This is a genomic window from Streptomyces sp. NPDC016640, from assembly GCF_043076215.1.
GTDB lineage: Bacteria > Actinomycetota > Actinomycetes > Streptomycetales > Streptomycetaceae > Streptomyces.
In genome coordinates, this window is sequence record NZ_JBIBRG010000010.1 from 20328 (window position 1) to 45612 (window position 25285).

A 25285-nucleotide genomic window follows, 5' to 3' on the forward strand; every position below is an offset into this window, starting at 1 on the left:
CCCGGGCGACGCCGTGCGCTGCCATACGGCCATGACGGCCGGAACGACACTCACGAACGGGACGACCGCCGAGCACGAGCTCGCCGCACTGCAGCGCGAGCACGGCCGGCCGCTCTTCGCGCTGCTGCTCCGGCTCTGCGACGGGGACCGGCAGCGGGCGGAGGACCTCGTCCAGGAGACGCTGGTGCGCGCCTGGCAGCACCCCGAGGCCCTGCGCGCGGAGGACTTCGCCTCCGTACGGCCCTGGCTGCTCACCGTGGGACGGCGGCTCGCCATCGACGCGCGGCGGGCCCGGCAGGCCCGGCCCGCCGAGGTCGGGGACGCCGTGCTGGAGAACGCCCGGGTCACCTCCGACCACGCCGAGCGCGCCGCGGCGATGCTCGACGTCCGCGAGGCTGTGAAGACACTCACTCCGGAGCACCGTGACGTCCTGGTACTCGTGTACTTCCAAGGGGCGAGTGTGGCGGAAGCGGCGACGGCCCTCGGGATCCCGCCCGGTACCGTGAAGTCGCGCGCGTACTACGCGCTGCGCGCCCTGCGCCGGGTGCTTCCCGGATACGCCTGCGACATGCGCTGAAACCGGCGGTCGAGTCAAACCTCCGTAAAGCGCCTTGCCGACTGCCCCGGTCGGGTAATCGGCTGTCCTCATCCGTGTTCCGGACCGAGGGCCGGGGTTCGGGCGACACGTACGCACCGGAGGAGGGCAGGAAGGGATGCTGCACAGAGGTCCAGAGAGCACGGACGGCGCCGGCGACGGTGAACTGACCGTCCCCATGGCCTGGTTGTACGCCGAGTACATCGCCGACGAACTGCTGCGCAGCGGCGATCTCATGCCGCCGACGTCCTTCGAGTTCCGCGCCGGCCGGGACGCGCTGGCGCTGACCGTCTTCCTGTCCGACACCGACGGCGAGCTGTCCGGCATCCGGGTGGTCACCCAGCTGGAGACGTGGCTGTCGCTGACCGCGTACGACCAGCCGTGGCAGGAGTGGGTCCGAGAACGCCTGGACGGCCTGGCCGCGGACGCCGCCGCGTCCGGCCGGACCGCGCCCGGTCCGGACCTGGAGCTGGCCCGGGAGGCCTGGCGCTGGCTGCGGGAGACGGAACTGCTCGCACCGGACCTGAACGCGGTCCCGGGCGGCGCGGTGACCGGTGAGGACGAGGGAGCCGAGGTGTGGACACCGGCCTGGCAGCTCGGACTGCCGCTCGGCCACCTCGCCATCCACCTCTTCTAGATTCCCCGGATAACCGGCCGATCCGCGGGCCGGAGGGCTCCGGATCCCTCGGTCACGATTCGGCACGTGGCTTGAGTGATCCGGCGGCCTGGTGCGTACCGGTGGGTGCAAGGAGTGACCCCACCCCCACCCAACGGCACGAGGATTCGGCATGAGGTCCCTGGAGAGGCACCGCGACGTCGGCGCGTACGCACTCGGCGTGCTGGACGAGGCGGACACGTTCCGCTTCGAGGACCACCTCATGGAATGCCCCCGCTGCGCTGCCCAGGTGACCGCGTTCGGTCCTGCGACACGGCAGTTGATGCTGTACCGGCGATCCACGCCGCGGCTGGTGCACCCGCTGGCCGAGCCCGGCCCGGGGGTGCTGGACCGGCTGCTGTCGGAGGTGGCCGCCCGCGACCGCGCGGGGCGGCGCCGGACGCTGCTCGCGCTGACCGCCTCGGTGGTGCTCGCGGTGTCCGCGCCGGCGATCGCGCTGATGGCGCGGGACGGGGGCGGGAGCGCCGCGATCACCGCGACGACCGACGAGCTGTCCGGGGTGTGGGCGGAGGTGACCACCGAGGACCGGGCCTGGGGCAGCCACGTGCGGCTGAGGGTGAAGGACGGCGCGGGTCCGCGCGTCTGCCGTCTGGTGGTCGTCGGCCTGGACGGCTCCGAGGAGACGGTGACCAGCTGGACCGTGCCGCGGCACGACGCCCGCCCCAACACGATGCTGGGCGGGTCCGCCATCCGCCCCGAGGACATCGCCCGCTACGAGGTGCGGACGGCGGACGGCGAGCACCTGGTGACGCTTCGGCCGCGGTGAGCCTCAGGCCGCGCCGGAGTCCTTCGCCACCACGAACTCGCCCCACACGCACTTGCCGCCGCCACGCGCCTCCACGCCCCACACGTCCGTGAGCGTCTCGACCAGCAGCAGGCCCCTGCCGGAGACGCCCGACTCCCCCGCCTCGCGGGGGCGGGGCAGGGCGCTGGAGGAGTCCTCGACCTCCACGCGCACGCGTCGCCCGCTGCCGGTGAGGAGTCTGAGGGTGAGGACCGCGGAGCCCTCGGTGTGCATCAGGACGTTGGTGATCATCTCGTCGGCCACCAGCTCGATCTCGTCGGTCCGCTCCGGTGCGCCCCAGGCGGCGACCGCCGTACGGATCAGGCGCCGGGCCTCGGAGAGCGCCTCGGGATCACCGGGCGGCACGTGCTGCCTGAGCCGGCCGCCGGGGCGCGGGCCGTCCAGGACGCGGCGACGCAGCAGGAGCAGCGCCACGTCGTCGTCCCCGCCGCGTTCCCCGGCCAGTTCGATGAGCCGGTCGGCGAGGTCGCGCACGTCGTCGGGGCCGTCGGTGATGAGCGCGGACAGGTTCTCCATGCCGTCGTCGAGATCGGCTCCGGGCCGCTCGACCAGTCCGTCGGTGCACAGCAGCAGGGTGTCGCCGGGATCGAGCTCCATCGTGCCGACCGGGTAGTCGAGCTGCCCGAACTCCGCGGACAGGCCGAGGGGCAGCCCGCCGGGGACGGGGACACGGCGGCAGGATCCGTCGGTGCGGCGCACCAGCGGGTCGATGTGGCCGGCCCGGACCATCTGGAGCACGCCGGTGGACAGGTCCGCCTCGGCGTACAGGCAGGTCGCGGAGCGGTCGGTGTCGAGTTCGTGCAGGAAGACCGAGGCGCGGGCCATCACGGTGGCGGGCGGGTGGCCCTCGGCGGCGTAGGCGCGCAGCACGATGCGCAACTGGCCCATGACGGCGGCGGCGTGCGTGTCGTGGCCCTGGACGTCGCCTATGACCGCGCCGACCCTGCCGCCGGGCAGCGGGATCAGGTCGTACCAGTCGCCGCCGATGTCCCGGCCGACGGAGCCGCCGATGGTGGCGGCCCGGTAGCGCACGGCGAGGTCGGCGCCGGGCACGCTGGGGATGGTGCGCGGCAGCATGGCCTGCTGCAGGCCCTGGGCGAGGTCCATCTCCTGCTCGTAGAACATCGCGCGCTGCAGGCTCTGGGAGATGCTGCTGCCCAGGGCGACCAGGATGTTGCGGTCCTCGGCGGAGAAGCCGAGCCGGTCGCTGTAGAGCAGTCCCATGGCGCCGATGGGGCGGGCCTGGGCGATGAGCGGCAGATAGGCCGCCGAGGTGATGTCCAGCCCGGTGATGCCCTGCCACAGCTTCGGGTAGCGCTCGGCGAACTCCTCCGGGGACTCGATGAAGCACGGGCTGAGCGTGCGCACCGCCTCGCTCATCGGGTACGGCTCGTCGATCCCGGTGAGCTCGGTGCCCGGTACGAAACCGTCCGCGGGGCCCTCCGCGATGAGCCGGATCCGGCCGGCCTCGACCAGGCCTATGACCAGACTGGTCGCACCCAGGTGGGTGAGGCCGTGGGTGTCCTTGAGGACGTCGATGACGTCCTTGACGGTACGGGCGTGGGCGAGGGCGGCGGTGGTGAGCTGGACGACGTTGGTCTGCCGGCGTCGGATGCCCTCCTGCTCGGCCTGCTCGCGCCTGGCCTCGCCGTCGCTGAGCTCCTGGGTGGCGTCCCGGACGATGCCGATGATGCGGCGGGGCCGCCCGGTCTCGTCACGGCGGATGTAGCCCTGGGTGTGGGTCCAGCGCAGGGAGCCGTCGCGGCGGCGGACGCGGAAGTAGGCGCCGTAGTTCTCGCTGCCGTCCTTCAGCGCCTGCGACACGACGGTGTCCAGGCGCAGGGCCTCGCCGGACGGGACGCGGTCGCCCAGGCACTCGGGGCGGTCGTCGTACTCGTCGGGGCGCACGTCGAAGATCTCGTGCGCCTGGGCGTCCATCTGCATCACCCCGGCGTCCAGGTCCCAGTCGAAACTGCCCATGCGGTTGAGCGCCAGGATCGGATCCGGGTGGTCCGGCCAGTCGTCCGGGAGTGACAGGGCGCTCGCTCCCCGATCAGCCATGGGTTCACCATGCCAGGATTCACGCGATTCTTCGACCGCTGGACGGTCTTCGCTCCCTTCCCCCACCGGGTTGCGGGGACCGCGCGGGTGGTACACGGACAGTCGCGGGGCCGGCTGGACGACGGAGAAGGGAGCGAGGGGCCGTGGAGTGGTTCACCGCGTCCGGCCACTGGCTGAGCCGGCTGGTCTTCCAGCGGGGGCTGGCCGGGCTGTACCTGGTCGCGTTCCTGACGGCGGCGCTGCAGTTCCGCGCGCTGATCGGGGAGCGCGGCATGCTGCCGGTGCCGCGGTTCGTGGAGCGGGTGCCGGCGCGCCGCTCGCCGAGCCTGTTCCACCTGCACTACTCGGACCGGTTCTTCGCGGGCTGCGTCTGGACGGGCTGCGCGGTGTCGGCGGCGCTGCTGGCGGGAGCGGACTCGCTGCTTCCGTTGTGGGGCGCGATGCTGCTGTGGCTGGTGCCGTGGGCGCTGTACCTGTCGATCGTCAACGTCGGGCAGACCTGGTACTCGTTCGGCTGGGAGTCGCTGCTGCTGGAGGTCGGCTTCCTCGCCGTGTTCCTCGGCAACGACGAGGTGGCGCCTCCGGTCGTCGTCCTCTTCCTGCTGTGGTGGGTCCTGTTCCGGGTGGAGTTCGGCGCGGGCCTGATCAAGATGCGCGGCGACGAGTGCTGGCGGAAACTGACCTGTCTGGACCACCATCACGAGACCCAGCCGATGCCGGGGCCGCTGAGCTGGTTCTTCCACCACCTGCCCAGGCCGCTGCACCGGGTCGAGGTGGCCGCGAACCACGTCACCCAGCTCGTGGTGCCGTTCGCGCTGTTCACCCCGCAACCGGTGGCCACGGTCGCCGCCTGCCTGATGATCGTGACCCAGCTGTGGCTGGTGCTCTCCGGCAACTTCGCCTGGCTGAACTGGATCACGATCGTGCTGGCCCTGTCGGCGGTCCGGTTCCCGGCCGATCCGCCCGAGGAGTCCGGCGCGCCGCTGTGGTACGTGGTGGTCGTCCTGGCGGTGTCCGCGCTGCTGCTCGGTCTCTCCTGGCGGCCGGTGCGCAACATGCTCTCCCGCCGCCAGGTGATGAACCGCTCCTTCGACCCGCTGCACCTGGTGAACACCTACGGCGCGTTCGGCAGCGTCAGCCGGATCCGGTACGAGGTGGTCGTGGAGGGCACGGCGGACGAGGTGCCCCGCGGGGACTCCGACTGGCGGGAGTACGAGTTCAAGGGCAAGCCCGGTGATCCACGGCGCTGGCCGCGCCAGTTCGCGCCGTACCATCTGCGGCTGGACTGGCTGATGTGGTTCGCGGCGCTGTCACCGGCGTACGCCGGCCCGTGGTTCGGGGCGCTGGTGGAGCGGCTGCTGGAGAACGACCGCGAGACGCTGAGACTGCTGCGCCGCTCCCCGTTCCCCGCCGACGCGCCGCCCCGCCACATCCGTGCCCGCCTGTTCCGCTACCGCTACACGACGTGGCGGGAACTGCGGGAGACGGGCGCGTGCTGGGAGCGGACGTACGTGCGGGAGTTCCTGCCGCCGACCCGGCTGGCGGAGACGGCTCAGAGGTCGTAGACACGGGTCGCGGTGGCCTCGAAGAGCCGGTGCCGTTCGGTGTCGTCGAGGGTGGCGGTCAGGTGCCGCGCGGTGGCGAGGACGTCGCCGTAGGCGGCCGCCACGGTGCACACCGGCCAGTCCGAGCCGAACATCAGCCGGCCCGGTCCGAACGCGTCCAGCACGACGTCGGCGTACGGGCGCAGGTCGCCGACGGTCCAGGAGGCCGGGTCGGCCTCGGTGACCAGGCCGGAGAGCTTGCACACCGTGTTGGGCAGCGCCGCCAGGGCACGGACGCCGGACGCCCAGGGTTCCAGGGCGCCCGAGGCGACGGGGGGTTTGCCCGCGTGGTCGAGGACGAGGGTGAGGCCGGGCAGGGCGGCGGCCGCGGCGGCACACGCCGGGAGCTGGTGCGGCAGCACCACCAGGTCGTACACCAGCCCCGCGGCGGCCACGGCGGCCAGTCCGCGCCGCACGTCCGGGCGCAGCAGCCACTCGGGGTCGGCCTCGCCCTGGACCTGGTGGCGGACGCCCTTCAGGTACCGTCCACCGGGCAGTTCCCGCAGCCGGGCCAGCTCGTCGGTGACGTCGGGGCGGGTGAGGTCGGTCCAGCCGACGACGCCCGCGACCAGCCGGTGCGCCTCCGCGAGGGCCAGCAGTTCGGGGGTTTCCCCGGGGACCGTGACCGTCTGCACCAGGACGGTGCGGCGGACGCCGGCGGCGGACGCCTCCGGTGCGAGGTCGGCCAGGGTGAAGTCCCGCCGCAGGGGCTCGAGCAGGGGTCCGGTGATCCAGTCCTGGTCCCGGACGGACAGGTCCCAGACGTGGTGGTGCGCGTCGACGGTCACGGCAGCTCCCCCGCGACGGACGGGCCCGCGTCGGCGCGGACCCCGGTGTGCGGGGCGGCCCTCATGACGGCTCCCCGGGGGGTACGGGGGCGTCGGGCGGCAGCAGCCCGGTGGCGCGCAGTTCCTGCCAGAGGGCGGCGGGCACCGGGGTGGCGAACTGGTCGGCGCAGTCGTGCACCTCGGCCGCCGAGCGGGCGCCGACCAGCACGCTCGCGACCGCCGGGTGGGCGGCGCAGAAGGCCAGGGCGGCGGCGCGCAGGGTGGTGCCGTGGCGCTCGGCGGCGTCCTTCATCCGCAGGGCGCGGTCCAGCAACTCGGTTGGTGCCTGCGTGTAGTTGTACGTCGCGTCCGGTTTCGGGTCGGCCAGCAGACCGGAGTTGAAGGCACCGCCGAGGACGACCGACGTGCCGTGTTCCAGGGCGGCGGGCAGCAGACCGGTCAGGGCGCTCTGGTCGAGCAGGGTGTGGCGGCCGGCGCACAGGACGACGTCGACGTCGGTGTCGCGGACGAAGCGGGTGAGCATCGCGGTCTGGTTCATGCCGGCGCCGATGGCCCCGACGACGCCCTCCGAGCGCAGCCGCTCCAGTGCCGGGTAGGCCTCCCGGAAGGCCTGTTCCGCGTGGTCGTCGGGGTCGTGGAGGTAGACGATGTCGGCCCGGTCCAGGCCGAGGCGCCGAAGGCTCGCCTCCAGGGTGCGCCGTACGCCGTCGGCGGTGAAGTCCCAGACGCGGCGGTGGGTGGCGGGCACGGCGAAGCCGTTGGCGAGGTCGTTGGCGAGGTCGCCGCCGGTAGGGGCGGGTTCCAGCCGGCGGCCCACCTTCGTGGACACGGTGTACTGGTCCCGCGGGTGCTCGCGCAGGGCCGCGCCGAGGCGGCGTTCGGCCAGGCCGAGGCCGTAGTGCGGGGCGGTGTCGAAGTAGCGGATGCCGCGCTGCCAGGCGGCGCGCACCGCCTCCCGCGCCGTCTCCTCGCCGACCTCGGTGTACAGGTTGCCGATGCCGGCGGAACCGAAGGCCAGGCCGGTGAGCTCGGCGCCGCGGCCGAGCCGGTGCCGGTTCACCGGCCGGCCGGGCGCGGTCGCAGGCCCTGCATGCCGCCGTCGACCGCGAGGGCGGTGCCGGTGGTGGCGCCGGACAGCGGGCTCGCCAGGTAGGCGATGGCGCCCGCGACCTCGGCGGCGGAGACCAGGCGGCCGGTGGGCTGGCGGGCCTCGAGGGCGGCGCGTTCGGCGGCCGGGTCGTCGGCCGCGTCGAGCAGCCGGCCGACCCAGGGTGTGTCGACCGTGCCCGGGTTGACGCAGTTGACGCGGATGCCCTCGCGGACGTGGTCGGCGGCCATGGCGAGGGTGAGGGAGTGCACGGCGCCCTTGGTGGCGCTGTACAGGGCCCGTTGCGGCAGGCCCGCGGTGGCGGCGACGGAGCAGGTGTTGACGATCGCGGCGTGCGCGGAGGCCCGCAGGTGCGGCAGGCAGGCGCGAGCGGTGCGGACCATGCCGAGGACGTTGACGTCGAAGACGCGGTGCCACTCCTCGTCGGAGTTGGTCTCCACGGTGCCCCGGGCACCGGTGCCGGCGTTGTTGACCAGGACGTCGAGGCCGCCCAGGTCGTGGACGGCGGCGGCCACCGCCGCGCGCACCGAGGCGTCGTCGGCGACGTCGGCGAGGTACCCGGTGAGGGGCTCGCCGACCGGTGACGGGTCGAGGTCGAGGACGGCCACCCGGGCGCCGCGCCCGGCGAGGAGGTCCGCGGTGGCCCGGCCGATGCCGGAGGCGCCACCGGTCACCAGGGCCGTCAGGCCTTCGAAGTCGCTCATGCGGTCCGCTCCTCTTCCTTCCGCGTGTCCGGGTCGGCGGCCCAGAAGGCGCCGCCGGGATAGGTGTAGCGTGCCAGGGACTCCGGCCGCACGGCGGCGGAGAAGCCCGGCGCGCGGGGTGCCGTGTAGTGGCCCCCGCGGATCACCACCGGGTCGAGGAAGTGGTCGTGCAGGTGGTCGACGTACTCGATGACCCGGTCCTCGGTGGTGCCGGAGAGGGCCACGTAGTCGAACATCGACAGGTGCTGGACGAGTTCGCACAGCCCGACCCCGCCGGCGTGCGGGCACACCGGTACGCCGAACTTGGCGGCGAGCAGCAGGACGGCGAGGTTCTCCGGGACCCCGCCGACGCGGGCCGCGTCGATCTGGACGATGTCGAGGGCGCCGGCCTGGAGGAGCTGTTTGAAGACGATCCGGTTCTGTACGTGTTCGCCGGTGGCGACCTTGACCGGGGCGACGGCCCGGCGGATCGCCGCGTGGCCGAGCACGTCGTCGGGGCTGGTGGGCTCCTCGATCCAGTACGGGTCGAACCCGGCGAGCGCCCTGGTCCAGCGGATCGCCTCGTCCACGTCCCAGCGCTGGTTGGCGTCGATCGCCAGGCGCACGTCCGGTCCGACGGCCGCGCGGGCCACCCGGCAGCGACGGATGTCGTCGTCGAGGTCGGCGCCGACCTTGAGCTTGATCTGCCGGAAGCCGTCGGCGACCGCCTGAGCGGCGAGCCGGGTCAGTTTGCCGTCGTCGTAGCCGAGCCAGCCGGGTGAGGTGGTGTAGGCCGGGTAGCCGCGCTCCAGCAGCAGGGCGGTGCGCCGGTCGGCGCCCTCCCGGCCGCGGCGCAGCAGGGTCAGGGCCTCCTCGGGGGTGAGGGCGTCGGTGAGGTACCGGAAGTCGATCTGCCGGACCAGCCACTCGGGTTCGGCCTCGGCGAGCAGCCGCCACAGCGGCTTGTCCGCGCGCTTGGCGGCCAGGTCCCACGCGGCGTTGACGACGGCGCCGATCGCCATGTGCATCACGCCCTTCTCGGGTCCGAGCCAGCGCAGCTGGCTGTCGCCGATCAGGTCGCGGTTGAGGACGGAGGGGTCGGCGCACAGCTCGTCGGCGGACCGTCCCAGCAGATGGCCGCGCAGCGCCTCGATCGCGGCGACCTGGACGTCGTTGCCCCGCCCGATGGTGAACGCGAAGCCGTGCCCCTCGTGTCTGTCGGCGGCGTCGGTGCGCAGGACGACATAGGCCGCCGAGTAGTCGGGGTCGGGGTTCATCGCGTCGGAGCCGTCGAGTTCGCGCGAGGTCGGGAACCGGACGTCGTAGGTGTCCACGGCGGTGATGCGGGCGGGCGGCGGGGGCACGGAGGACCTTTCGGTGGGTGGCGGGGACGAACGCGGTGTCGGTCGCGGTCACGGCTCGTGGTGACGCGGGCGGTCGGGGCGGACGACGGCATACTTATCAGACCACTTGGCGAGCAGAACACCCCCCGGACATGTTTTTCCCCGCTCTTGTTCCTCAGTGGTCCGACCACTTCCGTCGTTAGACTGCGGCGACCGGCGAATGAAGGAGTGGCGTGGAGGAGACGGCCCCGCAGAAGGGCACGGTGACGCAGCGCGCCATCGAGCGGATCACGGCGATGATCCGCGAGGGCGGACTGCAGCCCGGCGAGCGGCTGCCCACCGAGCGGGATCTCTCCGCCCGGCTCGGGATGTCCCGCAGTTCGATGCGGGAGGCGATCCGCGCGCTGACGGTGCTGGGTGTGCTGGAGGCACGGCACGGTTCGGGCATCTACGTCACCCGGCTGGAGGCCGGGGACCTGCTGGAGACGTTCGGGGTCGTGGCCGACCTGTCCCGGGGGCGGCGGCTGGTCGAACTGCTCGAGGTGCGCCGCGTCCTGGAGTCGACGGCGACCGCGCTGGCCGCCGCGCGGATCACGCCGGACCGGCTGGCCGAGGTCGGGAAGCACCTTGCGGCGATGAACGCCACCGACGACGCGGAGGAGATCCTCGCCCACGACCTGGCCTTCCACCGCGAGATCGTGGCCGCCGCCGGCAACGAGACGATGGCCGCGATGCTGGAGGGCCTGTCCTCGCGCACCTTCCGGGCCCGGGTGTGGCGCGGCTACCAGGAGGAGGGCGCCTTCGCCCGCACCCGGCGCGAACACGCCGCGATCCACCGCGCCCTGGCCGCCCGCGATCCGGAGGCGGCGCGGGCGGCGGCGGCCGCGCACGTGGGCGCGGTGGAGGAGTGGCTGCGCGCCCGGCTCGAGGACTGACCGGGTCAGGCGCGCTTCAGCCGCAGCGTCATCAGCTCGAACGGGCGCAGCCGTACGGTGATCCGGTCGCCGTCGAGCGGGGGCGCCTCCGTGTCCGCCAGCGGGCGTTCCAGCAGGTCGGTCACCTCGACGCCGGTGGCCTCGAACCCGGTGGTGAGGGTGGCGCGGGCGCGGGCGCCGTGGGCCTCGTGGAAGCGGACGACCACGTCACCGCTGCCGTCGTCGGCCAGCTTGACCGCCGAGACCACGACCGCGTCCCGGTCGGCGGTCACCAGCGGGGCGACCTCACCGGCCCCGTTGAGCTGCCGCTCGGGCAGGTTGATCCGCCAGCCCTCGCGCACCGCGTCGCCGATGGACGCGCCCGGCACCAGGGCGTGCCGGAAGCGGTGCACACCCTGGTCGGTCTCCGGGTCGGGGAAGCGCGGGGCGCGCAGCAGGGAGACCCGGACCGTCGTGGTGGTGCCGTGGTCCGCGTCGTCCCGCACGGTGCGCGTCACATCGTGGCCGTACGTCGAGTCGTTGACGACCGCCACGCCCCAGTCCGGTTCCTGGAGGTGGACGAAGCGGTGGTTGCACGCCTCGAACTTGGCGGCCTCCCAGGAGGTGTTGGTGTGCGTGGGCCGGAAGAAGTGCCCGAACTGCGTCTCGGACGCGTACCGTTCGGCGTGCAGGTCGAGCGGGAAGGCCAGCTTGAGGAACTTCTCCGTCTCGTGCCAGTCGACCTCGGTGTCCACCACCAGCCGCCGCTCCCCCGGCGGGAGCGACAGCACCTGGGTGGCCCGGGAGGCGCCGAAGGAGCGGACGATCCGCACCGAGACGCCGTCCTCGCCCTCGGTGACCTCCTCCGCGTCGGTCAGGTCGGTGACCGTGCGGCGGTAGAACTCGTCGACGTCCCAGGCGTCCCACATGTTCGGCAGGTCGGGGTGGAGCTGGAGGAGGTTGGCGGCCCGGCCGGGCGCGACGGTCTCGCGGCCGGCCCCGATGTCGTAGGCGGAGACCACCAGGCCGCGGGCGTCGATCTCGACCCGGAGCAGGCCGTTGTCGAGGATGTGCCCGCCGCCGGGGCGCGCGCCGAGCGTCGTACGGCCCTCGGCGGCCGCCGTCCGGGCGCCGCCCGCCGGGACGCCCGCGCGGGGGTGCGGGGCGGCGTTGAAGACCAGCGGGACCGGCCCCTCGCCGGCCAGGGCGCGCTGGGCGGAGTCGATGATCCCGTTCAGTTCCGCGGCGATCCGGGCGTAGGTGGCGCGGGCCTCGCGGTGCACCCAGGCGATGGAGGAGCCGGGCAGGATGTCGTGGAACTGGTGCAGCAGCACCGTCTTCCAGATCCGGTCCAGCTCCTCGTACGGGTAGGCGAACCCGGTGCGTACGGCCGCGGTGGCCGCCCACAGTTCCGCCTCGCGCAGCAGGTGCTCGCTGCGGCGGTTGCCCTGCTTGGTCCCGGCCTGGCTGGTGAGGGTGGCGCGGTGCAGTTCCAGGTAGAGCTCGCCGACCCAGACGGGCGGCTCGGGGTACTCCGCCTCCGCCTTGGCGAAGAACGCGGACGGTGTCTCCCAGGTGACCGTCGCCGGGCCCTCCAGGTTCCGCAGCCGGGCCGCCTTGGCGACCATCTCGCGGGTGGTGCCGCCGCCGCCGTCGCCCCATCCGGTGGGCGCGAGGGAGTGGCGGGCGACCCCCTTGTCCTTGAAGTTGCGGACGGCGTGGGCGATCTCGGCGCCCCTCATGGAGCAGTTGTAGGTGTCGACGGGCGGGAAGTGGGTGAAGATCCGGGTGCCGTCGACGCCCTCCCAGCGGAAGGTGTGGTGCGGGAAGCTGTTCGTCCGTGACCAGGAGATCTTCTGCGTCAGCAGGTACTTGGAGCCCGCCGCCTTGATGATCTGGGGCAGGCCGGCGGCGAAGCCGAAGGTGTCCGGCAGCCACGCCTCGTCGTTCTCGATGCCGAACTCGTCGAGGAAGAACCGCTTGCCGTGCACGAACTGCCGGGCCATCGCCTCCGAGCCGGGCATGTTGGTGTCGGACTCCACCCACATCCCGCCGGCCGGCACGAACCGCCCGCCGGCCACCGCCTTCTTCACCCTCGCCCACACCTCGGGCCGGTGCTCCTTCACCCACGCCCACTGCTGGGCCTGCGACATGGCGAAGACGAACTCGGGTTCGTCGTCGAGCAGGGCGGTCATGTTGGCCGTCGTACGGGCGACCTTGCGCACGGTCTCACGCAGCGGCCACAGCCACGCCGAGTCGATGTGCGCGTGTCCGACGGCGCTGATGCGGTGCGCGGAGGACGCGGCGGGCGCGGCGAGGACGTCGGTGAGCAGGGAACGGGCCCGTTCTGCCGTGCTGTTCACGTCCTGGAGGTCGACGGCGTCCAGGGCCCTTTCCACCGCCCGCAGGATCTCCCAGCGGCGGGGCGAGCCGGCCGGCAGCTCGGCCATCAGCTCGCCCAGTACCTCGAGGTCGACGACCAGGTGCCACACGTTCTCGTCGAACACGGCGAGGTCCATGCGGGCGAGCGTGTACAGCGGTTCGCCGCCCGCGGTGTCCTTGTCGCCGAGCAGGGTGGGCAGGAACGGGCGGTGGCCCATGATGACGGGGTTGGAGGCCGCCTCGACGTGCAGGCACACCTCCTCCCCTCCCTCGGCGGGCGCGCCGATGCGCACCCACTGGTTGCGTGGGTTGAGGCCCTTCACGGGGGTGCCGTCCGGCCGGTAGACCAGGCCCTCGCACTGGAAGCCGGGCATGTTCTCGTCGAAGCCGAGGTCGAGGACCGCCTCCACGGTCCGGCCGGCCCACGCCTCGGGGACGGTCCCGGTGACCCGGAACCAGCTGGTGCCCCAGGGCGCGCCCCAGCGGGCGCCCACCTCGACGGGACCGGGTTCGGCCGCCAGGCCCTCGGCGACGGGAACGGGTTCCCCGGGCGCGTGCCACACCGCGACCCGCAGCGGTACGGACTCGGGGTACACGGCGGGGCGGATGCGCTCCTCGAGGACGCGCTCGAGGCGGGCTTCGACCAGGGTGCGGTCGTCGTGCATGCGGGGCGCTCCAGGGTTGAGGGCGGGTGGCCACCAGGGGTACCACACCACTCCCCCGGTGCGAACCCGTTCGGACCGGGCCGCCGGTCAGAAGTACTGCCTGCGAGGGCTGCTGCCGCCCGGCCCGGGCCACCGCGGCGACCCTGGCCGGGTACGACGAGAACCGCCTCGGAGGACTGCGCCCGATCCGCGCGCTGACCGGTGTGCGCGGGCGGTCCGTCGCGCCGGCCGAGCAGGTCCTGGACGCCGTGACCGCACACCGGACGGACACGCACCGGCTGCTCGGCATCGCCTCCGGCATCCGGCCGGACGGCACCGAAGCAGCCGGCGCGGCCGAGGAGGGCGGCGCCGTCGGGACCGGCCCCGAGGACGCCGTCCTGATCGAGGCGATGGGCCGGCGCGTGCGGTGCTCCTGGCCTTCCTGCCGGAACCGGCGCCGACGCCCCTGCGCCGGCTCGCGCAGGAGAACGGGTCGACCGCGCGCCACGGCGGGGGCGAACCGCCCGCGGCCCGCCTGCCGGAGAAGCCGGAGAAGCCGGAGGAGCCGGAGGAGTGCGGCCGGTGACGGCGTTGCCATGACCGGCCGCGAGGGCCTAAGGTCGGCCGGGTGACTGCCGGGTCGGCCGTGGGCCATTCACGCAAGGCGCTCCCGGCCTCGGTGTGAGGCCGGCGCGGGGCGCGTCCCCGCCCGCGCGAGGCCGGGCGAGAGCCCGTGGCCCGCCACTCCTCTCCGTGTTCCTCTTTCCTCCCCCGCCGCGCGCCCTCGCACGGCCCCACCCGTGGAAACCGACACCGGAGACGAATCCAGCCATGCCCGACGCACAACACGTCCAGTTGAACCACACCGCCGTCTACGCGAGCGACCGCCGGCTCTCGGCCGAGTTCCTCGCCGGAATACTCGGACTCGAGGTCGGCGCCCCGTTCGGTCCCTTCCTGCCCGTCGACCTCGGCAACGGCGTGACCCTCGACTACTACGAGAAGAGGGACGAGCCGGTCCAGGGCCAGCACTACGCGTTCCTGGTGCCCGAGGAGCGGTTCGACGCCATGATCGCGCGCCTGGAGGCGGCCGGGATCACCTACTACGCGGATCCCGGCCACAGGGACGCGGGCAGGGTCAACGACCTCTTCGGCGGCCGCGGCGCCTACTTCGACGACCCGGACGGCCACAACATGGAGATCATGACCCGGCCCTACGCCCGGCCCTGAGACCGGAGCCGTCCGGTCACAGCGCCCTGTACATGAGGTGCAGCCCGACCGGTCCGTGCCGGGGGTGGCCGAAGGCCCCGGGAACCGTCCCGAGGACCGTGAAGCCGGGCGAAGTCCACAGGGCGACGCCGGATTGGTCCCGACGACGGCGTTGAACACCGTGCCCCGGTAGCCGGCGGACCGGGCCTCGGCCAGGACGTGTTCGGCGAGCGGGCGGGCCGACCCCGGCCGGCCCGGCCGGGGTCGGCCATGAAGCCCGCGTCGGCGATCCCCGCCGCGGGGCCGCCGTAGTGGGGCGTCGGACAGGCGGAGGCGACGACGGCGGAGGCGCCGTCCTCGACCACGTACACCTGTCACGTACACCTGTTTCGCCGGGTCCGTCCACAGGGCCCGGGCGGCCTCCTCGGAGGTGCCCGGGTCCCAGGTGCAGGTCTCGCCCGCGGCGACGATGCGATGCCGGAACGGCCAGATGCGCGGCCCGTCGCCGGGGGCGCTTCCCTGATCAGCACGGGTGCGAGTCGGGAACGCCCGCCCGTTCGGCGATCGCGCGGGTGAGGCGGGTCAGTCCACGCTGGGCAGGATGTGCGGCTCGGCGAGGTCGTCCTCGTAGCCCGCGAGACGGATCGGGGCCGAACGGGCCCACACCTCGAGAATGCCCAGTTCACCGGGCCGGCGGGGGGCGCGCTCCGGGCGTTGCTCGGGGCGCTGTTCGCGTGTCGTCGTCTTCTCCGGTGCCACCGCGCACTCCTTATGTGTCGGTCACCCTCGGGACGTGCCGCGCCGGCCCTGCGCCTGGCGCCCGCCGTCCACCCGGGTCGAGTCGAAAGCCGTTCGGACGCGGTGGCGCCGGTAACTGGAGAAAGAGCAGGCCGTTGTCAACCGGCTGGTCCCATGACGGACCGTGGGTGCGGGTAGACCCCTGGTCGCTGTCCGTCCGCCTCAGCGTAACCAAATGAGCGGCCCCCCGCTCGATGGGGCTCGAAACCGTGGGTAACAATCCTGCGACGGAGGGCACGCAATCAGCCTCAATATGCCGCTATTTACCTTTTCACACCTCTCTTCTGCTCACTCGTTCGGAGTACCCGGGCATCGACGCCCTCGACAAGGCCACGTGGTCATGGCGCAGTTCAGGCCCCGTTGGCCGGCGCGCAAGCTCGCCATGATCTGCTGCCGCACGGCAACGGCCTACTCCCGGGAGGACCGGCGCATGGAACTGCGCACCGTCGAGGAGCTGATGGACCTGCTGTACGCGTGCCGGGGCACGCGGGACGTCCAGGGCCACGACCGGGCACCGGTCGACGCCCACGACCACGCCCTGCGGACCGCCGCGTTGCTGCGCCGCGGCCGGCCCGCGGACAAGGAGCTGCAGGCGGCGGGCCTGGTACGGCCCGTCGGCCGGCTGCTGTGGCCGGGCGAACCGGCGGCGCGGGCCGACCGCGTGGCGGACGCGGTGCGGGCGCTGCTCGGCGAGCGGGTGGCCGGGCTGGTCCGCCTGCGGCCCCGGTACGGGCTTCCGGCCGACGACGACCTCCTCGCCCTGCGCGCGGCCGAGGAGGAGGCCCGCACCGCCTGCTTCGACGCCGGTGTCCCGGAGGACTGGCGCACCGTGCTGGAGCTGCTGGCGGCCCGCAACTCCCGTCTCCGGATGGTCGACTGACGACCCGTCGGGCCGTCACCACCTGCCGGGCGCGTAGTCCTTCAGGAAGACGCCGTACAGGTCCTCGCCCGCCTCGCCGCGCACGATGGGGTCGTAGACCCGGGCCGCGCCGTCGACCAGGTCGAGCGGGGCGTGGAAGCCGGCCTCGGCGAGGCGCAGCTTGTCGAAGTGGGGCCGCTCGTCGGTGATCCAGCCGGTGTCCACCGAGGTCATCAGGATGCGGTCCGTCTCGAACATCTCCTGCGCGCTGGTCCGCGTCACCATGTTCATGGCCGCCTTGGCCGCGTTGGTGTTGGGGTGGCCCGCGCCCTTGTAACCGCGGTCGAACACGCCCTCCATCGCGGAGACGTTGACGACGTACGCGCGCCCGGCGGACGCCCGGCGCGCGGCCTCGGCCATCGCCGGACGCAGCGCGCTGATCAGGATGAAGGGCGCCGTGTAGTTGCACAGCTGGGTCTCCAGCAGCTCCACCGGGGAGATCTGCTCGATGGTCTGCACCCAGGTGTTGGTGTCGACGACGTCGGGGACCAGGCCGCCCGCGTCGATGGCGGTGCCGTCACGGTGGCGGACCACGCTGGCGTTGCCCGCCACCAGGGCGAGGTCGGCCACCTTCTGCGCGTCGAGTCCGCTGACGCCGACGGGCAGCGCGGCCAGTCCGTCGACCGCGCCGGAGTTGAAGGCGCCGATGACGTGGTGGGCGGGCAGCTCACCGGCCGGCAGGGGGGCGCTCTCGCCCTCGACGAGCGCGGCGTACGCGGAGGGCAGACGGCGTACGGTCTGGGTGGCGTTGTTGATCAGGATGTCGAGCGGGCCCTGCCGCGTGACCCGGTCGGCCAGCGCGACGGCCTGGGCCGGGTCGCGCAGGTCGATGCCGACGACCTCCAGGCGGTGCATCCAGTCCCCGGAGTCGTCCATGGCCTTGAAGCGGCGGATGGCGTCCTTGGGGAAGCGCGTGGTGATCGTGGTGTGGGCGCCGTCGCGCAGCAGCCGCAGCGCGATGTACATGCCGATCTTGGCGCGTCCGCCGGTGAGCAGCGCCCGCTTGCCGGTGAGGTCGGCGCGGGCGTCGCGCCGGGCCCGGTTCTCGGCGGCGCACTTCTGGCAGAGCTGGTGGTAGAAGTAGTCGACCTCGACGTAGCGGGTCTTGCAGGTGTAGCAGGAGCGCGGGCGCTGGAGTATCCCCGCGATCCGGCCCTCCTCGACACGGGAGGACGGCAGGATGCCCTCCGTCTCGTCGTCGATGCGCTCGGCGGAGCCGGTGGCGGTGGCCTCGGTGACCGCCTTGTCGTGGGCGGTCTTGGCCGCCCGGCGTTCCTGGCGGCGGCGCTGCTTGACCGTCCGGTAGATGTGCGACGTGGCCCGGCGGACCAGGATCGCGTCGGGGTGGTCCACGTCGAGTTCGTCGAGTTCCTCGAGCACGCCGAGGCAGACGGCGAGCCGCTCGGGGTCGATGCCCGGCCCGTGTGCCACCGCGTCCGTGGCCTGGGGGCCGTCCTCTGTCACCGTCATCGCCGCTGCCGTTTCCCGCTCTGCCGTCGCGGCGCTCCGTTCGCATCCGCTGTCGAACGGGGGATTTTACGGAGCGCCGGGCCGTAGCGCCAAACTCGCGGCCGGTGCCGCGTCAGCCGGGGTTGCCCTTCGAGGAGCGGCGCCCGGTGCGCGCTCCCGGCGTGCCGGACGGAAGCCCCCGTACTGCACCGTGCTTGGGTTTCCGGCCGGCGCGGCACTAGTGGTGGTCGCGGGCGGTGATCAGCGCCCCCACCTCCGCGGTCACCGCGTGGGCCAGCCGGTCGAGGTCCGGGACGGCCGCGCCGTCGGCGACCAGCCCGTAGTGGACGCGTCCCCGGTAGGTGGAGACGGCGACCGCGAGGGAGTGCCCGGGGGCCAGCGGCGCGAGCGGGAACACCGCGCCGAGCGGGTCGCCGCCGAGTCTCAGGCCGAGGCCCGGCAGCGGCACGCTGGTGACCAGGACGTCGAACCAGAGTCGGGCGGCCTGGCCCAGCAGCGGTCCGCCGAGCCGGTGACCGAGGGGTGGCACATGGTCGGCGAGCAGGGCGACGGCGCCCGCGCCCCGGTGCGGACCGGCGTCCTTGTTGCGGTCCATGGCGGTACGCACCTGTGCGAGCCGGGCGAGCGGGTCGGGCTCGTCGACGGGGAGCCGTATCAAGTACCCGGAGAGCCGGTTGCCCTGTGGGTGGGCGGTGCGCGGCCGGCGCCGGGAGACGGGGACGAGCGCCCGGGGGGCGACGCCCTCGCTGCCGTCGCCGCGCTCGTCGAGCCAGCGGCGCAGCGCGCCGGCGACGACCGCGATCAGCACGTCGTTGACGGTGCCGCCGACGCCCTTGCGGACCAGGTGCACGTCGTCCAGGTCGATCACCACGCCGGCGGTGCGGCGGGTGCCGCTGGGCGCGCAGGTCAGTGCGGGCGAGGAGCGCATGTCGAGGGTGGACCGGGCGACGGCGGCGCCGATGTCCAGGGCCCGGCCCGCGTCCGACAGGGCGTCGCGCACCAGGCCGGGCACCTCACGCAGGTCCGGGAGCGCCGCGCGCGGGGGGTCGGCGGGACGGGGCCGGGGTGTGGGCAGGTCCGTCGGGTCCATCAGCGCGGCGGCGAGGGTGAGCGCGCGCAGCCCGTCGGCGAGGGCGTGGTGGAACTTGAACAGGACGGCGTAGGAGGCACCGTCCTCGCCCGGCAGCACATGGGCCTCCCAGGGGGGCCGGGTGCGCTCCAGCGGGCGCCCCATGAGCCGCCCGGCCGCGTCGTGGAAGTCCGCGGCCGCGGGGTGCAGCCGGATGTGGTCGAGGGGGTCGAATCCGGCGTCGGGTTCCCGGGCGGCGCCGCCGAAGGCGAGCGACCGGCGCAGGGCCGAGGCGAGCGGCTGCCGCAGCGCGGCGGCGAAGGGCTCGCCGGGGGCCTGCCACGGGCGGCGGAACGCCGCGAGCGACTGCCGCAGCGCGAGCGGCTGCCATGTGTCCCGGATGCGCATGCGCAGTCCGGGGACGGCGGCGGCGCGGGCGGCCAGCAGATCCGCCGCGTGGGCCGCCGCGGAGGGCGAGCGGGCCGAGAAGACGCCGAGCGCGGCGAGGTGCATCGGGTGACCGGCGGACTCGATGTTCCAGAAGGCCAGGTCGAGAGGGGCGAGCGGGTCTGCGGTCATGGGTGGTGCCTCGCGTCGACGACGGGGACGGGCGGAAACGGGACGGACGGAAACGGGAGCAGGGTGGAACGGGACGGACGGGGACGAGGCGGACGGGGAAGGGAAGGGAAGGGAAGGGAAGGGAACCGGGCGGAAACGGGACGGACGGGGACGTATCAGCAGTCAATCGCTCCCGGCCGATCACGGTCAAGTACGACCCGGACACCCACAGTCAACACCAGGTGAGGCGTCCGCCCCTCCCACCGGCGCGGCGGGAGGGGCGGCACGTCGGGGACGGGCGGGGCTACGGCGGCGCGGTCACCGCGCCGGCGGACGGCATACGCCACCCGGACGGGTGCCGCCCGCCGGAGGAACCGTTCACCGCGCGGCGCCCTCGGCGGCACAGCCGGCGGGCTGCGCCCGGGAGGCGTCCCGGATCAGGGCGTCGTGCGCGGCCTTCACCCGGTCCACGTCCGGCTTCATGACGCGCCGGTCGTAGGTGAGCAGGCCGTTGAGTTCCCCCTCCACGTCCGTGATCTGGGTGTAGACGGCCCCGTTGCTGCCCCGGCACACCAGCGCGCGCACCTCGTCGAGCTTGGTGAGGTAGTCATCGGTGTATGCCGCCGGGTCGACGTCGACGTAGGACTGCTGGACCGGCCAGGCGTGCCCGGGCACGGCGAGACCGAGGCCGCCGTACTCTCCGCTGACCAGGGCGCGCTCGCCGTCCGGGCGGGGCGGGAGTGCCGGGCTGGGATAGCCGTGCTCGTCCATGATGTCGCCGGTTCCCCCGTCGGCGCCGAGGTTGAGCCCGGACTGGTTGTTGACCAGCCGGGTCGGGTCCCAGGCCTTGGCCTGTTCGGCGATCCGGCCGACGTCGTACTGGCCCCAGCCCTCGTTGAAGGTGACCCACATGACGATCGACGGGCTGCTGATGTGCTCGTCGATCATCTGCTTCAGCTCGCGCTCGTAGCGCTCGCGGGCCTCGGTGCCCGGGTTCACCCCGGCCGTCATGGCCGGCATGTCCTGCCACACCAGCAGCCCGAGCCGGTCGGCCCAGTAGAACCAGCGGTCCGGTTCGACCTTGATGTGCTTGCGCACGGAGTTGAAGCCGAGTTCCTTGTGCGCGCGCAGGTCGTGGGCGAGGGCCTCGTCGGTGGGCGCGGTGTGCAGGCCGTCGGGCCAGAAGCCCTGGTCGAGCGTGGCCATCAGGAAGACGGGTTCGCCGTTGAGGACCGTGCGCGGCACCCCGTCGATCTGCTCGACGGCGATGGAGCGCATCCCGAAGTAGCTGCCGACGCGGTCGGCGCCGACGGTCACCTCCAGGCGGTACAGGAAGGGGTCGTCGGGCGACCACAGGCGCGGGTCGTCGACCTTCAGGGTGAGCGGGTCGCCGGTGCGGCCGGTCGCCGTGGCGACCTTGCGCCGTCCGTCGTACGCGGTGGCCCTGACCGGTATGCCGTCCCGGACGCCCCGCGCCCGGACGGTGAGCCGCTCGCCGGGCACGTCCGGGACGAGTTCGAGCGAGTCGACGTGGTCCCGGGCGACCGGCTCCATCCAGACGGTCTGCCAGATGCCGGAGCTGGGCGTGTACCAGATGCCGCTGGGATCCAGGCGCTGCTTGCCGAGCGGGGGGTTCTCGCCGTTCGCGGCATCGGTCGGGTCGTACACGCCGACGATGAGCTCCTGGGTGCGGCCGGGCCTCAGCGCGTCGGTGACGTCGGCGCCGAACTTGTCGTAACCGCCCTCGTGGGTGGCGACCTTCGTGCCGTTGACGTACACCTCGGAGCGCCAGTCGACCGCGCCGAAGTTCAGCCGCAGCCGCCGGTCGGAGCCGATGTCCCAGCCGCGGGGGACGGTGAAGGTGCGGCGGTACCACATCCGGTCCTCGTGCCGCTGGATCCCGGAGAGCTGGGACTCCACCGGGTACGGGACGAGGATGCGCTCCCCCAGCGTCCTCCCGACGGGTGGCCGCTCGCCCTCCTCGGCGGCGGCGAACTGCCAGCGGCCGTTGAGGTTGCGCCACTCGTCACGGGTGAGCTGCGGGCGCGGGTACTCGGGCAGGGCGTTGTCCGGGCCCACCTCCTCGGCCCACCCGGTGCGCAGTTCGTGGGTGGAGCGGTTGGGGCCGCTGCTGAGGAACGCGTCCACGGGGTCGCCGTCGGCGGTGGTCAGGCCGCCCTGTCCGTCGTAGCGGATGTCGGCGCTGCCGCGGGCGGTGCCGGTCCTGTTGCCGACGACGGGCTCGGCGAGGGTGACGAGCAGCGCCCGGGGATCGGCCGGGTCGGGGCGTGCCGACGTCAGGGGCCAGTCGGCGCCGCCGATGACCGCGTCGACGTGGTCGGTGAAGCCGGCCGGCGGTGCGGCCGGCGGCTGTGGGAAGGCGAGCTTCAGGGTGCGGCCGGAGGCCAGGACGGTGGCGGAGAGGGCACCGTCGTAGTCGAAGCCGTCGGGGAGGCGGAACGCGGACTGCGGTACGGGTTCCTTGGTTCCGTCGGGCTCGGTCCAGCGCAGGTGGAGGTTGGAGCCGCCGTAGTGCTCGAAGTACTCGACCTTGATGTCGTAGGCGGTGCCGGCGGTCAGTCCGACCGGCTCGGCGGTCTGTTCGCGGTCCCAGTCGTCGACCCAGTGGTCGATGGCGAGCCGGCCGTCGATCCACAGCCGGAAGCCGTTGTCGGCGGTGACCGAGAAGGTGTGGGCGCCGGTCCTCTCCGGCACGATCTTGCCGGTCCAGCGGACACTGACGTCGTCCGACCGGCCGGTGGTGACGTTCAGGCGCGGCTCCAGGTTGTCGAAGTCCAGGTGGGAGTCGAAGGCGGTGGCCCTGAGCTCGTGGAAGTCGAAGGCGCCGGGGGCGGACTGGGTGTAGTAATCGCCCTTCAGCCCGTGTATCTCCACCGGGTCGTCCGCCGCGGCGGTCGCGGCCGGGCCGGCCGCGGTGAGTCCGGTGACTCCCAGTGCGGCGGCCAGGAGGAGCGCGAAACGGCTCCTGAGTCCTCTGATGCGCACGGATCCTCCGTCGGTGAGAACGGTGACGGCTCGCTGCTCAGTGCGGTGCGTAGCGGTGGTGCGTGTTCTCTTCTGTGCGCTGTACGGGCCCCGTACAACGTTGTCATGAACAGTAGTCGGCATAACAGCACGGATTCCGCCATCCGTCCAGGGACATGACAAAGGCCCCGGTGGTCACAGCCGACCGGGGCCCCGCGCACCGCCGCTACGGCACCCGCTGTCCCTTCCCGAGCGCGATCACCCCGCCCTTGGACACCGTGTACAGCTCGGCGTCCCGCTCCGGGTTGACGCCGATCGTCGCGCCCGGCGGCACCTCCACGTTCTTGTCGAGCACGGCTCCGCGCACCACCGCGCCCCGCCCGATGTGGACGTTGTCGTGCAGCACCGAGCCCTGCACCACGGCCCCCGGGTCGACCACCACGCCCGGCGACAGCACCGACCGCGTGACCTGCCCGCGGATCAGGCAGCCGGCGCTGATGATGGACTCGCTCGCCATGCCGCCGGCGTTGAACCGGGCGGGCGAGAGCTGGCTCGAGTGGGTGTAGACGGGCCACTGCCGGTTGTAGAGGTTGAACGCCGGGCGCTCGGCGATCAGGTCCATGTGCGCGTCGTAGTACGCGTCCAGGGTTCCCACGTCACGCCAGTAGCCCTGGTCGCGGCTGGTCTCGCCCGGGACGTGGTTGGAGCTGAAGTCGTACAGATGGGCCTCGCCCCGCTCGGTGAGCTGGGGCAGGATCGAGCCGCCCATGTCGTGCACCGAGTTCTCGTCCTCGGCGTCCCGGTGGAGCGCCTCGATCAGGGTCTTGGTGGTGAAGAGGTAGTTGCCCATGGAGGCGAACACGCACTCGGGGTCGTCGGCGAGGCCGGGCGGGTCGCCGGGCTTCTCCAGGAAGCGTTCGACGGTCAGGCCGTCCGAGCCCGGCGTGATCACACCGAAGGAGGAGGACTCCGAGCGGGGCACCCGGATCCCGGCCACCGTGACACCGGCGCCGCTCTCGATGTGCTGGGCGAGCATCTGGCGCGGATCCATGCGGTAGACGTGGTCGGCGCCGAACACCGCCACGTACTCCGGCTGTTCGTCGTAGATCAGGTTGAGCGACTGCAGGATGGCGTCGGCGCTGCCCAGGTACCAGCGCGGGCCCAGGCGCTGCTGGGCGGGGACCGGCGTGACGTAGTTGCCGAGCAGGCTGGACATCCGCCAGGTGGTGGTGACGTGCCGGTCCAGCGAGTGCGACTTGTACTGGGTCAGCACGCAGATCCGCAGGATGTCGCCGTTGACCAGGTTGGACAGGACGAAGTCGACCAGGCGGTAGGTGCCGCCGAAGGTGACCGCCGGTTTGGCACGGTCCGCCGTGAGGGGCATCAGGCGCTTGCCCTCGCCGCCCGCCAGCACGATTCCCAGGACCGAAGGACCACCACGACGCATGGCCGCTCCCCTCACGCCGAATTTCCCCCAAGACTGCCCCGGACGGGCCGGACTAAGCCTGCTCGAGGATCTCCTCGTACAGCAGGACCGTACGGCGGGCCACCGCGTCCCAGCCGAACTCCGCCACCGCGCGCTCCCGCCCCGCCTCGCCCATCCGCCGCGCCGTGCCCGGATCACCGAGGACCGAGTCGAGGGCCCGCGCGAGGTCCGCCTCGAAGTCGTCGCCCGGCTCCACGAGTACCCCCGTCGAGCCGTCCGCCACGACCTCCGGGATGCCGCCGACCCGGGAGGCGACCACCGCGGTGCCGCACGCCATGGCCTCCAGATTGACGATGCCGAGCGGTTCGTACACCGAGGGGCAGACGAACACGGCGGCGTGCGTGAGCAGCTGGATCACCTCCGGGCGCGGCAGCATCTGCGGGATCCAGTGCACGCCCTCGCGGACCCGGCTCAGCTCCTGGTACAGCTCGCGGAACTCCCGGTCGATCTCGGGCGTGTCCGGGGCGCCCGCGCACAGCACGACCTGGGCGGCCGGGTCGATGCCGCGCACCGCCCGCAGCAGATGGGGCACGCCCTTCTGCCGGGTGATGCGGCCGACGAACAGCACGTACGGGCGGGAGCGGTCCAGGCCGATCCGGTCCAGGGCGTCGGTGCCGGGGTCGGGGCGGTACAGACCGGTGTCGATGCCGTTGTGCACGACGTGCACCCGGCCGGGGTCGAGGGCCGGGTAGCTGCCGAGGATGTCGTCGCGCATGGCGCCGGAGACGGCGATCACCGCGTCGGCGGCCTCCACCGCGGTGCGCTCGGCCCAGCTCGACAACGCGTAGCCGCCACCGAGCTGCTCGGCCTTCCAGGGGCGCAGCGGCTCCAGGGAGTGGGCGGTCATCACGTGCGGGATGCCGTACAGCAGCTTGGCGAGGTGGCCGCCGAGGTTGGCGTACCAGGTGTGGGAGTGGACCAGTTCGCGGTCCTGGAGGGCCGCGGTCATGGCCAGGTCCACGGAGAAGGTGCGCAGCGCGTCGTTGGCGCCGTCGAGCGCGGACCAGGGGCGGTGGCGCAGCACACCGTCGGTGCGGCCCTCTCCCCAGCAGTGCACCTCCAGGTCGACCAGGGAGCGCAGTTCCCGGGCGAGGAACTCCACATGGACTCCCGCGCCGCCGTACACGTCCGGGGGATACTCCCGGCTCAGCAGTCCCACGCGCACCCGTGAACCCCCTGTCTGGACGGACC

20 protein-coding genes and 1 pseudogene are annotated in these 25285 nt (G+C 73.1%); 8 read left to right on the forward strand and 13 right to left on the reverse strand.

The window, feature by feature from the left end:
* The first annotated feature begins 31 nt into the window (after positions 1-31).
* The 3 genes from ACF07S_RS21095 to ACF07S_RS21105 all read left to right on the forward strand — a co-directional run bounded on the left by ACF07S_RS21095 (position 32) and on the right by ACF07S_RS21105 (position 2037).
* Positions 32-577, forward strand: coding sequence for a sigma-70 family RNA polymerase sigma factor (locus ACF07S_RS21095; RefSeq protein WP_391963492.1), 546 nt, complete (start codon positions 32-34; stop codon positions 575-577).
* 136 nt (positions 578-713) lie between these two features.
* Entirely contained in the window at positions 714-1232 is a 519-nt protein-coding gene (locus ACF07S_RS21100; protein WP_391963283.1) for a hypothetical protein, read from the forward strand.
* A gap of 151 nt (positions 1233-1383) precedes the next feature.
* Entirely contained in the window at positions 1384-2037 is a 654-nt protein-coding gene (locus tag ACF07S_RS21105; RefSeq protein ID WP_391974790.1) for a zf-HC2 domain-containing protein, read from the forward strand.
* Between the two features lie 3 nt (positions 2038-2040).
* Here ACF07S_RS21105 and ACF07S_RS21110 read toward each other — a convergent pair whose 3' ends face one another.
* Positions 2041-4137, reverse strand: coding sequence for a SpoIIE family protein phosphatase (locus ACF07S_RS21110; protein WP_391963285.1), 2097 nt, complete (start codon positions 4135-4137; stop codon positions 2041-2043).
* 143 nt (positions 4138-4280) lie between these two features.
* On the opposite strand from ACF07S_RS21110, the gene ACF07S_RS21115 reads away from it, so the two are divergent.
* Complete coding sequence (locus tag ACF07S_RS21115; RefSeq protein ID WP_391974791.1) at positions 4281-5702, forward strand: lipase maturation factor family protein; 1422 nt, start codon at positions 4281-4283, stop codon at positions 5700-5702.
* On the opposite strand, the gene ACF07S_RS21120 is transcribed toward ACF07S_RS21115, so the two are convergent.
* The 4 genes from ACF07S_RS21120 to ACF07S_RS21135 all read right to left on the reverse strand — a co-directional run bounded on the left by ACF07S_RS21120 (position 5690) and on the right by ACF07S_RS21135 (position 9684).
* Positions 5690-6529, reverse strand: a complete 840-nt coding sequence (locus ACF07S_RS21120) for an amidohydrolase family protein (protein ID WP_391963287.1) — start codon at positions 6527-6529, stop codon at positions 5690-5692. The two genes, ACF07S_RS21115 and ACF07S_RS21120, sit on opposite strands and share 13 nt — an antisense overlap.
* A 61-nt stretch (positions 6530-6590) precedes the next feature.
* A complete protein-coding gene (locus tag ACF07S_RS21125; protein ID WP_391974792.1) occupies positions 6591-7589 on the reverse strand; it encodes an aldo/keto reductase in 999 nt (332 codons plus the stop codon).
* Positions 7586-8341: an SDR family NAD(P)-dependent oxidoreductase gene (locus ACF07S_RS21130; protein WP_391963289.1), complete on the reverse strand. Its 756-nt coding sequence runs from the start codon at positions 8339-8341 to the stop codon at positions 7586-7588. The genes ACF07S_RS21125 and ACF07S_RS21130 overlap by 4 nt, the downstream gene beginning before the upstream one ends.
* The gene (locus tag ACF07S_RS21135) at positions 8338-9684 is read right to left on the reverse strand and encodes an enolase C-terminal domain-like protein (RefSeq protein ID WP_391974793.1); all 1347 of its coding nucleotides are present in this window, start codon (positions 9682-9684) and stop codon (positions 8338-8340) included. The genes ACF07S_RS21130 and ACF07S_RS21135 overlap by 4 nt, the downstream gene beginning before the upstream one ends.
* Positions 9685-9896: 212 nt before the next feature.
* Here ACF07S_RS21135 and ACF07S_RS21140 point away from each other — a divergent pair, with 212 nt between their 5' ends.
* On the forward strand, positions 9897-10598 hold the full coding sequence (locus tag ACF07S_RS21140) for a FadR/GntR family transcriptional regulator (protein ID WP_391963291.1): 702 nt from the start codon (positions 9897-9899) through the stop codon (positions 10596-10598).
* A gap of 5 nt (positions 10599-10603) precedes the next feature.
* On the opposite strand, the gene ACF07S_RS21145 is transcribed toward ACF07S_RS21140, so the two are convergent.
* A complete protein-coding gene (locus ACF07S_RS21145; protein ID WP_391974794.1) occupies positions 10604-13624 on the reverse strand; it encodes an alpha-mannosidase in 3021 nt (1006 codons plus the stop codon).
* A 406-nt stretch (positions 13625-14030) separates the two neighbouring features.
* Here ACF07S_RS21145 and ACF07S_RS21150 point away from each other — a divergent pair, with 406 nt between their 5' ends.
* Positions 14031-14189: a hypothetical protein gene (locus ACF07S_RS21150; protein ID WP_391974795.1), complete on the forward strand. Its 159-nt coding sequence runs from the start codon at positions 14031-14033 to the stop codon at positions 14187-14189.
* Between the two features lie 245 nt (positions 14190-14434).
* Positions 14435-14830, forward strand: a complete 396-nt coding sequence (locus tag ACF07S_RS21155) for a VOC family protein (RefSeq protein ID WP_391963293.1) — start codon at positions 14435-14437, stop codon at positions 14828-14830.
* A gap of 16 nt (positions 14831-14846) precedes the next feature.
* Here ACF07S_RS21155 and ACF07S_RS21160 read toward each other — a convergent pair.
* Positions 14847-15339 (reverse strand): annotated as a pseudogene (locus ACF07S_RS21160) (GNAT family N-acetyltransferase).
* A 52-nt stretch (positions 15340-15391) separates the two neighbouring features.
* Positions 15392-15568: a hypothetical protein gene (locus tag ACF07S_RS21165; protein WP_391963294.1), complete on the reverse strand. Its 177-nt coding sequence runs from the start codon at positions 15566-15568 to the stop codon at positions 15392-15394.
* A 469-nt stretch (positions 15569-16037) separates the two neighbouring features.
* Between ACF07S_RS21165 and ACF07S_RS21170 the strand changes: the two genes are divergently transcribed.
* The gene (locus tag ACF07S_RS21170; RefSeq protein ID WP_391963493.1) at positions 16038-16487 is read left to right on the forward strand and encodes a hypothetical protein; all 450 of its coding nucleotides are present in this window, start codon (positions 16038-16040) and stop codon (positions 16485-16487) included.
* A gap of 15 nt (positions 16488-16502) precedes the next feature.
* Here the strand turns inward: ACF07S_RS21170 and ACF07S_RS21175 are convergent, their stop codons facing one another.
* The 5 genes from ACF07S_RS21175 to glgA form a co-directional block, all read right to left on the reverse strand.
* Positions 16503-17996, reverse strand: a complete 1494-nt coding sequence (locus tag ACF07S_RS21175) for an SDR family NAD(P)-dependent oxidoreductase (RefSeq protein WP_391963295.1) — start codon at positions 17994-17996, stop codon at positions 16503-16505.
* A gap of 217 nt (positions 17997-18213) precedes the next feature.
* Positions 18214-19644, reverse strand: coding sequence for a wax ester/triacylglycerol synthase family O-acyltransferase (locus ACF07S_RS21180; protein WP_391974796.1), 1431 nt, complete (start codon positions 19642-19644; stop codon positions 18214-18216).
* A 357-nt stretch (positions 19645-20001) separates the two neighbouring features.
* On the reverse strand, positions 20002-22629 hold the full coding sequence (locus tag ACF07S_RS21185) for a PA14 domain-containing protein (RefSeq protein ID WP_391974797.1): 2628 nt from the start codon (positions 22627-22629) through the stop codon (positions 20002-20004).
* Positions 22630-22834: 205 nt separating this feature from the next.
* Complete coding sequence (glgC, locus tag ACF07S_RS21190; RefSeq protein WP_391963298.1) at positions 22835-24055, reverse strand: glucose-1-phosphate adenylyltransferase; 1221 nt, start codon at positions 24053-24055, stop codon at positions 22835-22837.
* Positions 24056-24107: 52 nt separating this feature from the next.
* Positions 24108-25259, reverse strand: coding sequence for a glycogen synthase (gene glgA / locus ACF07S_RS21195; RefSeq protein WP_391963299.1), 1152 nt, complete (start codon positions 25257-25259; stop codon positions 24108-24110).
* Positions 25260-25285 lie beyond the last annotated feature (26 nt).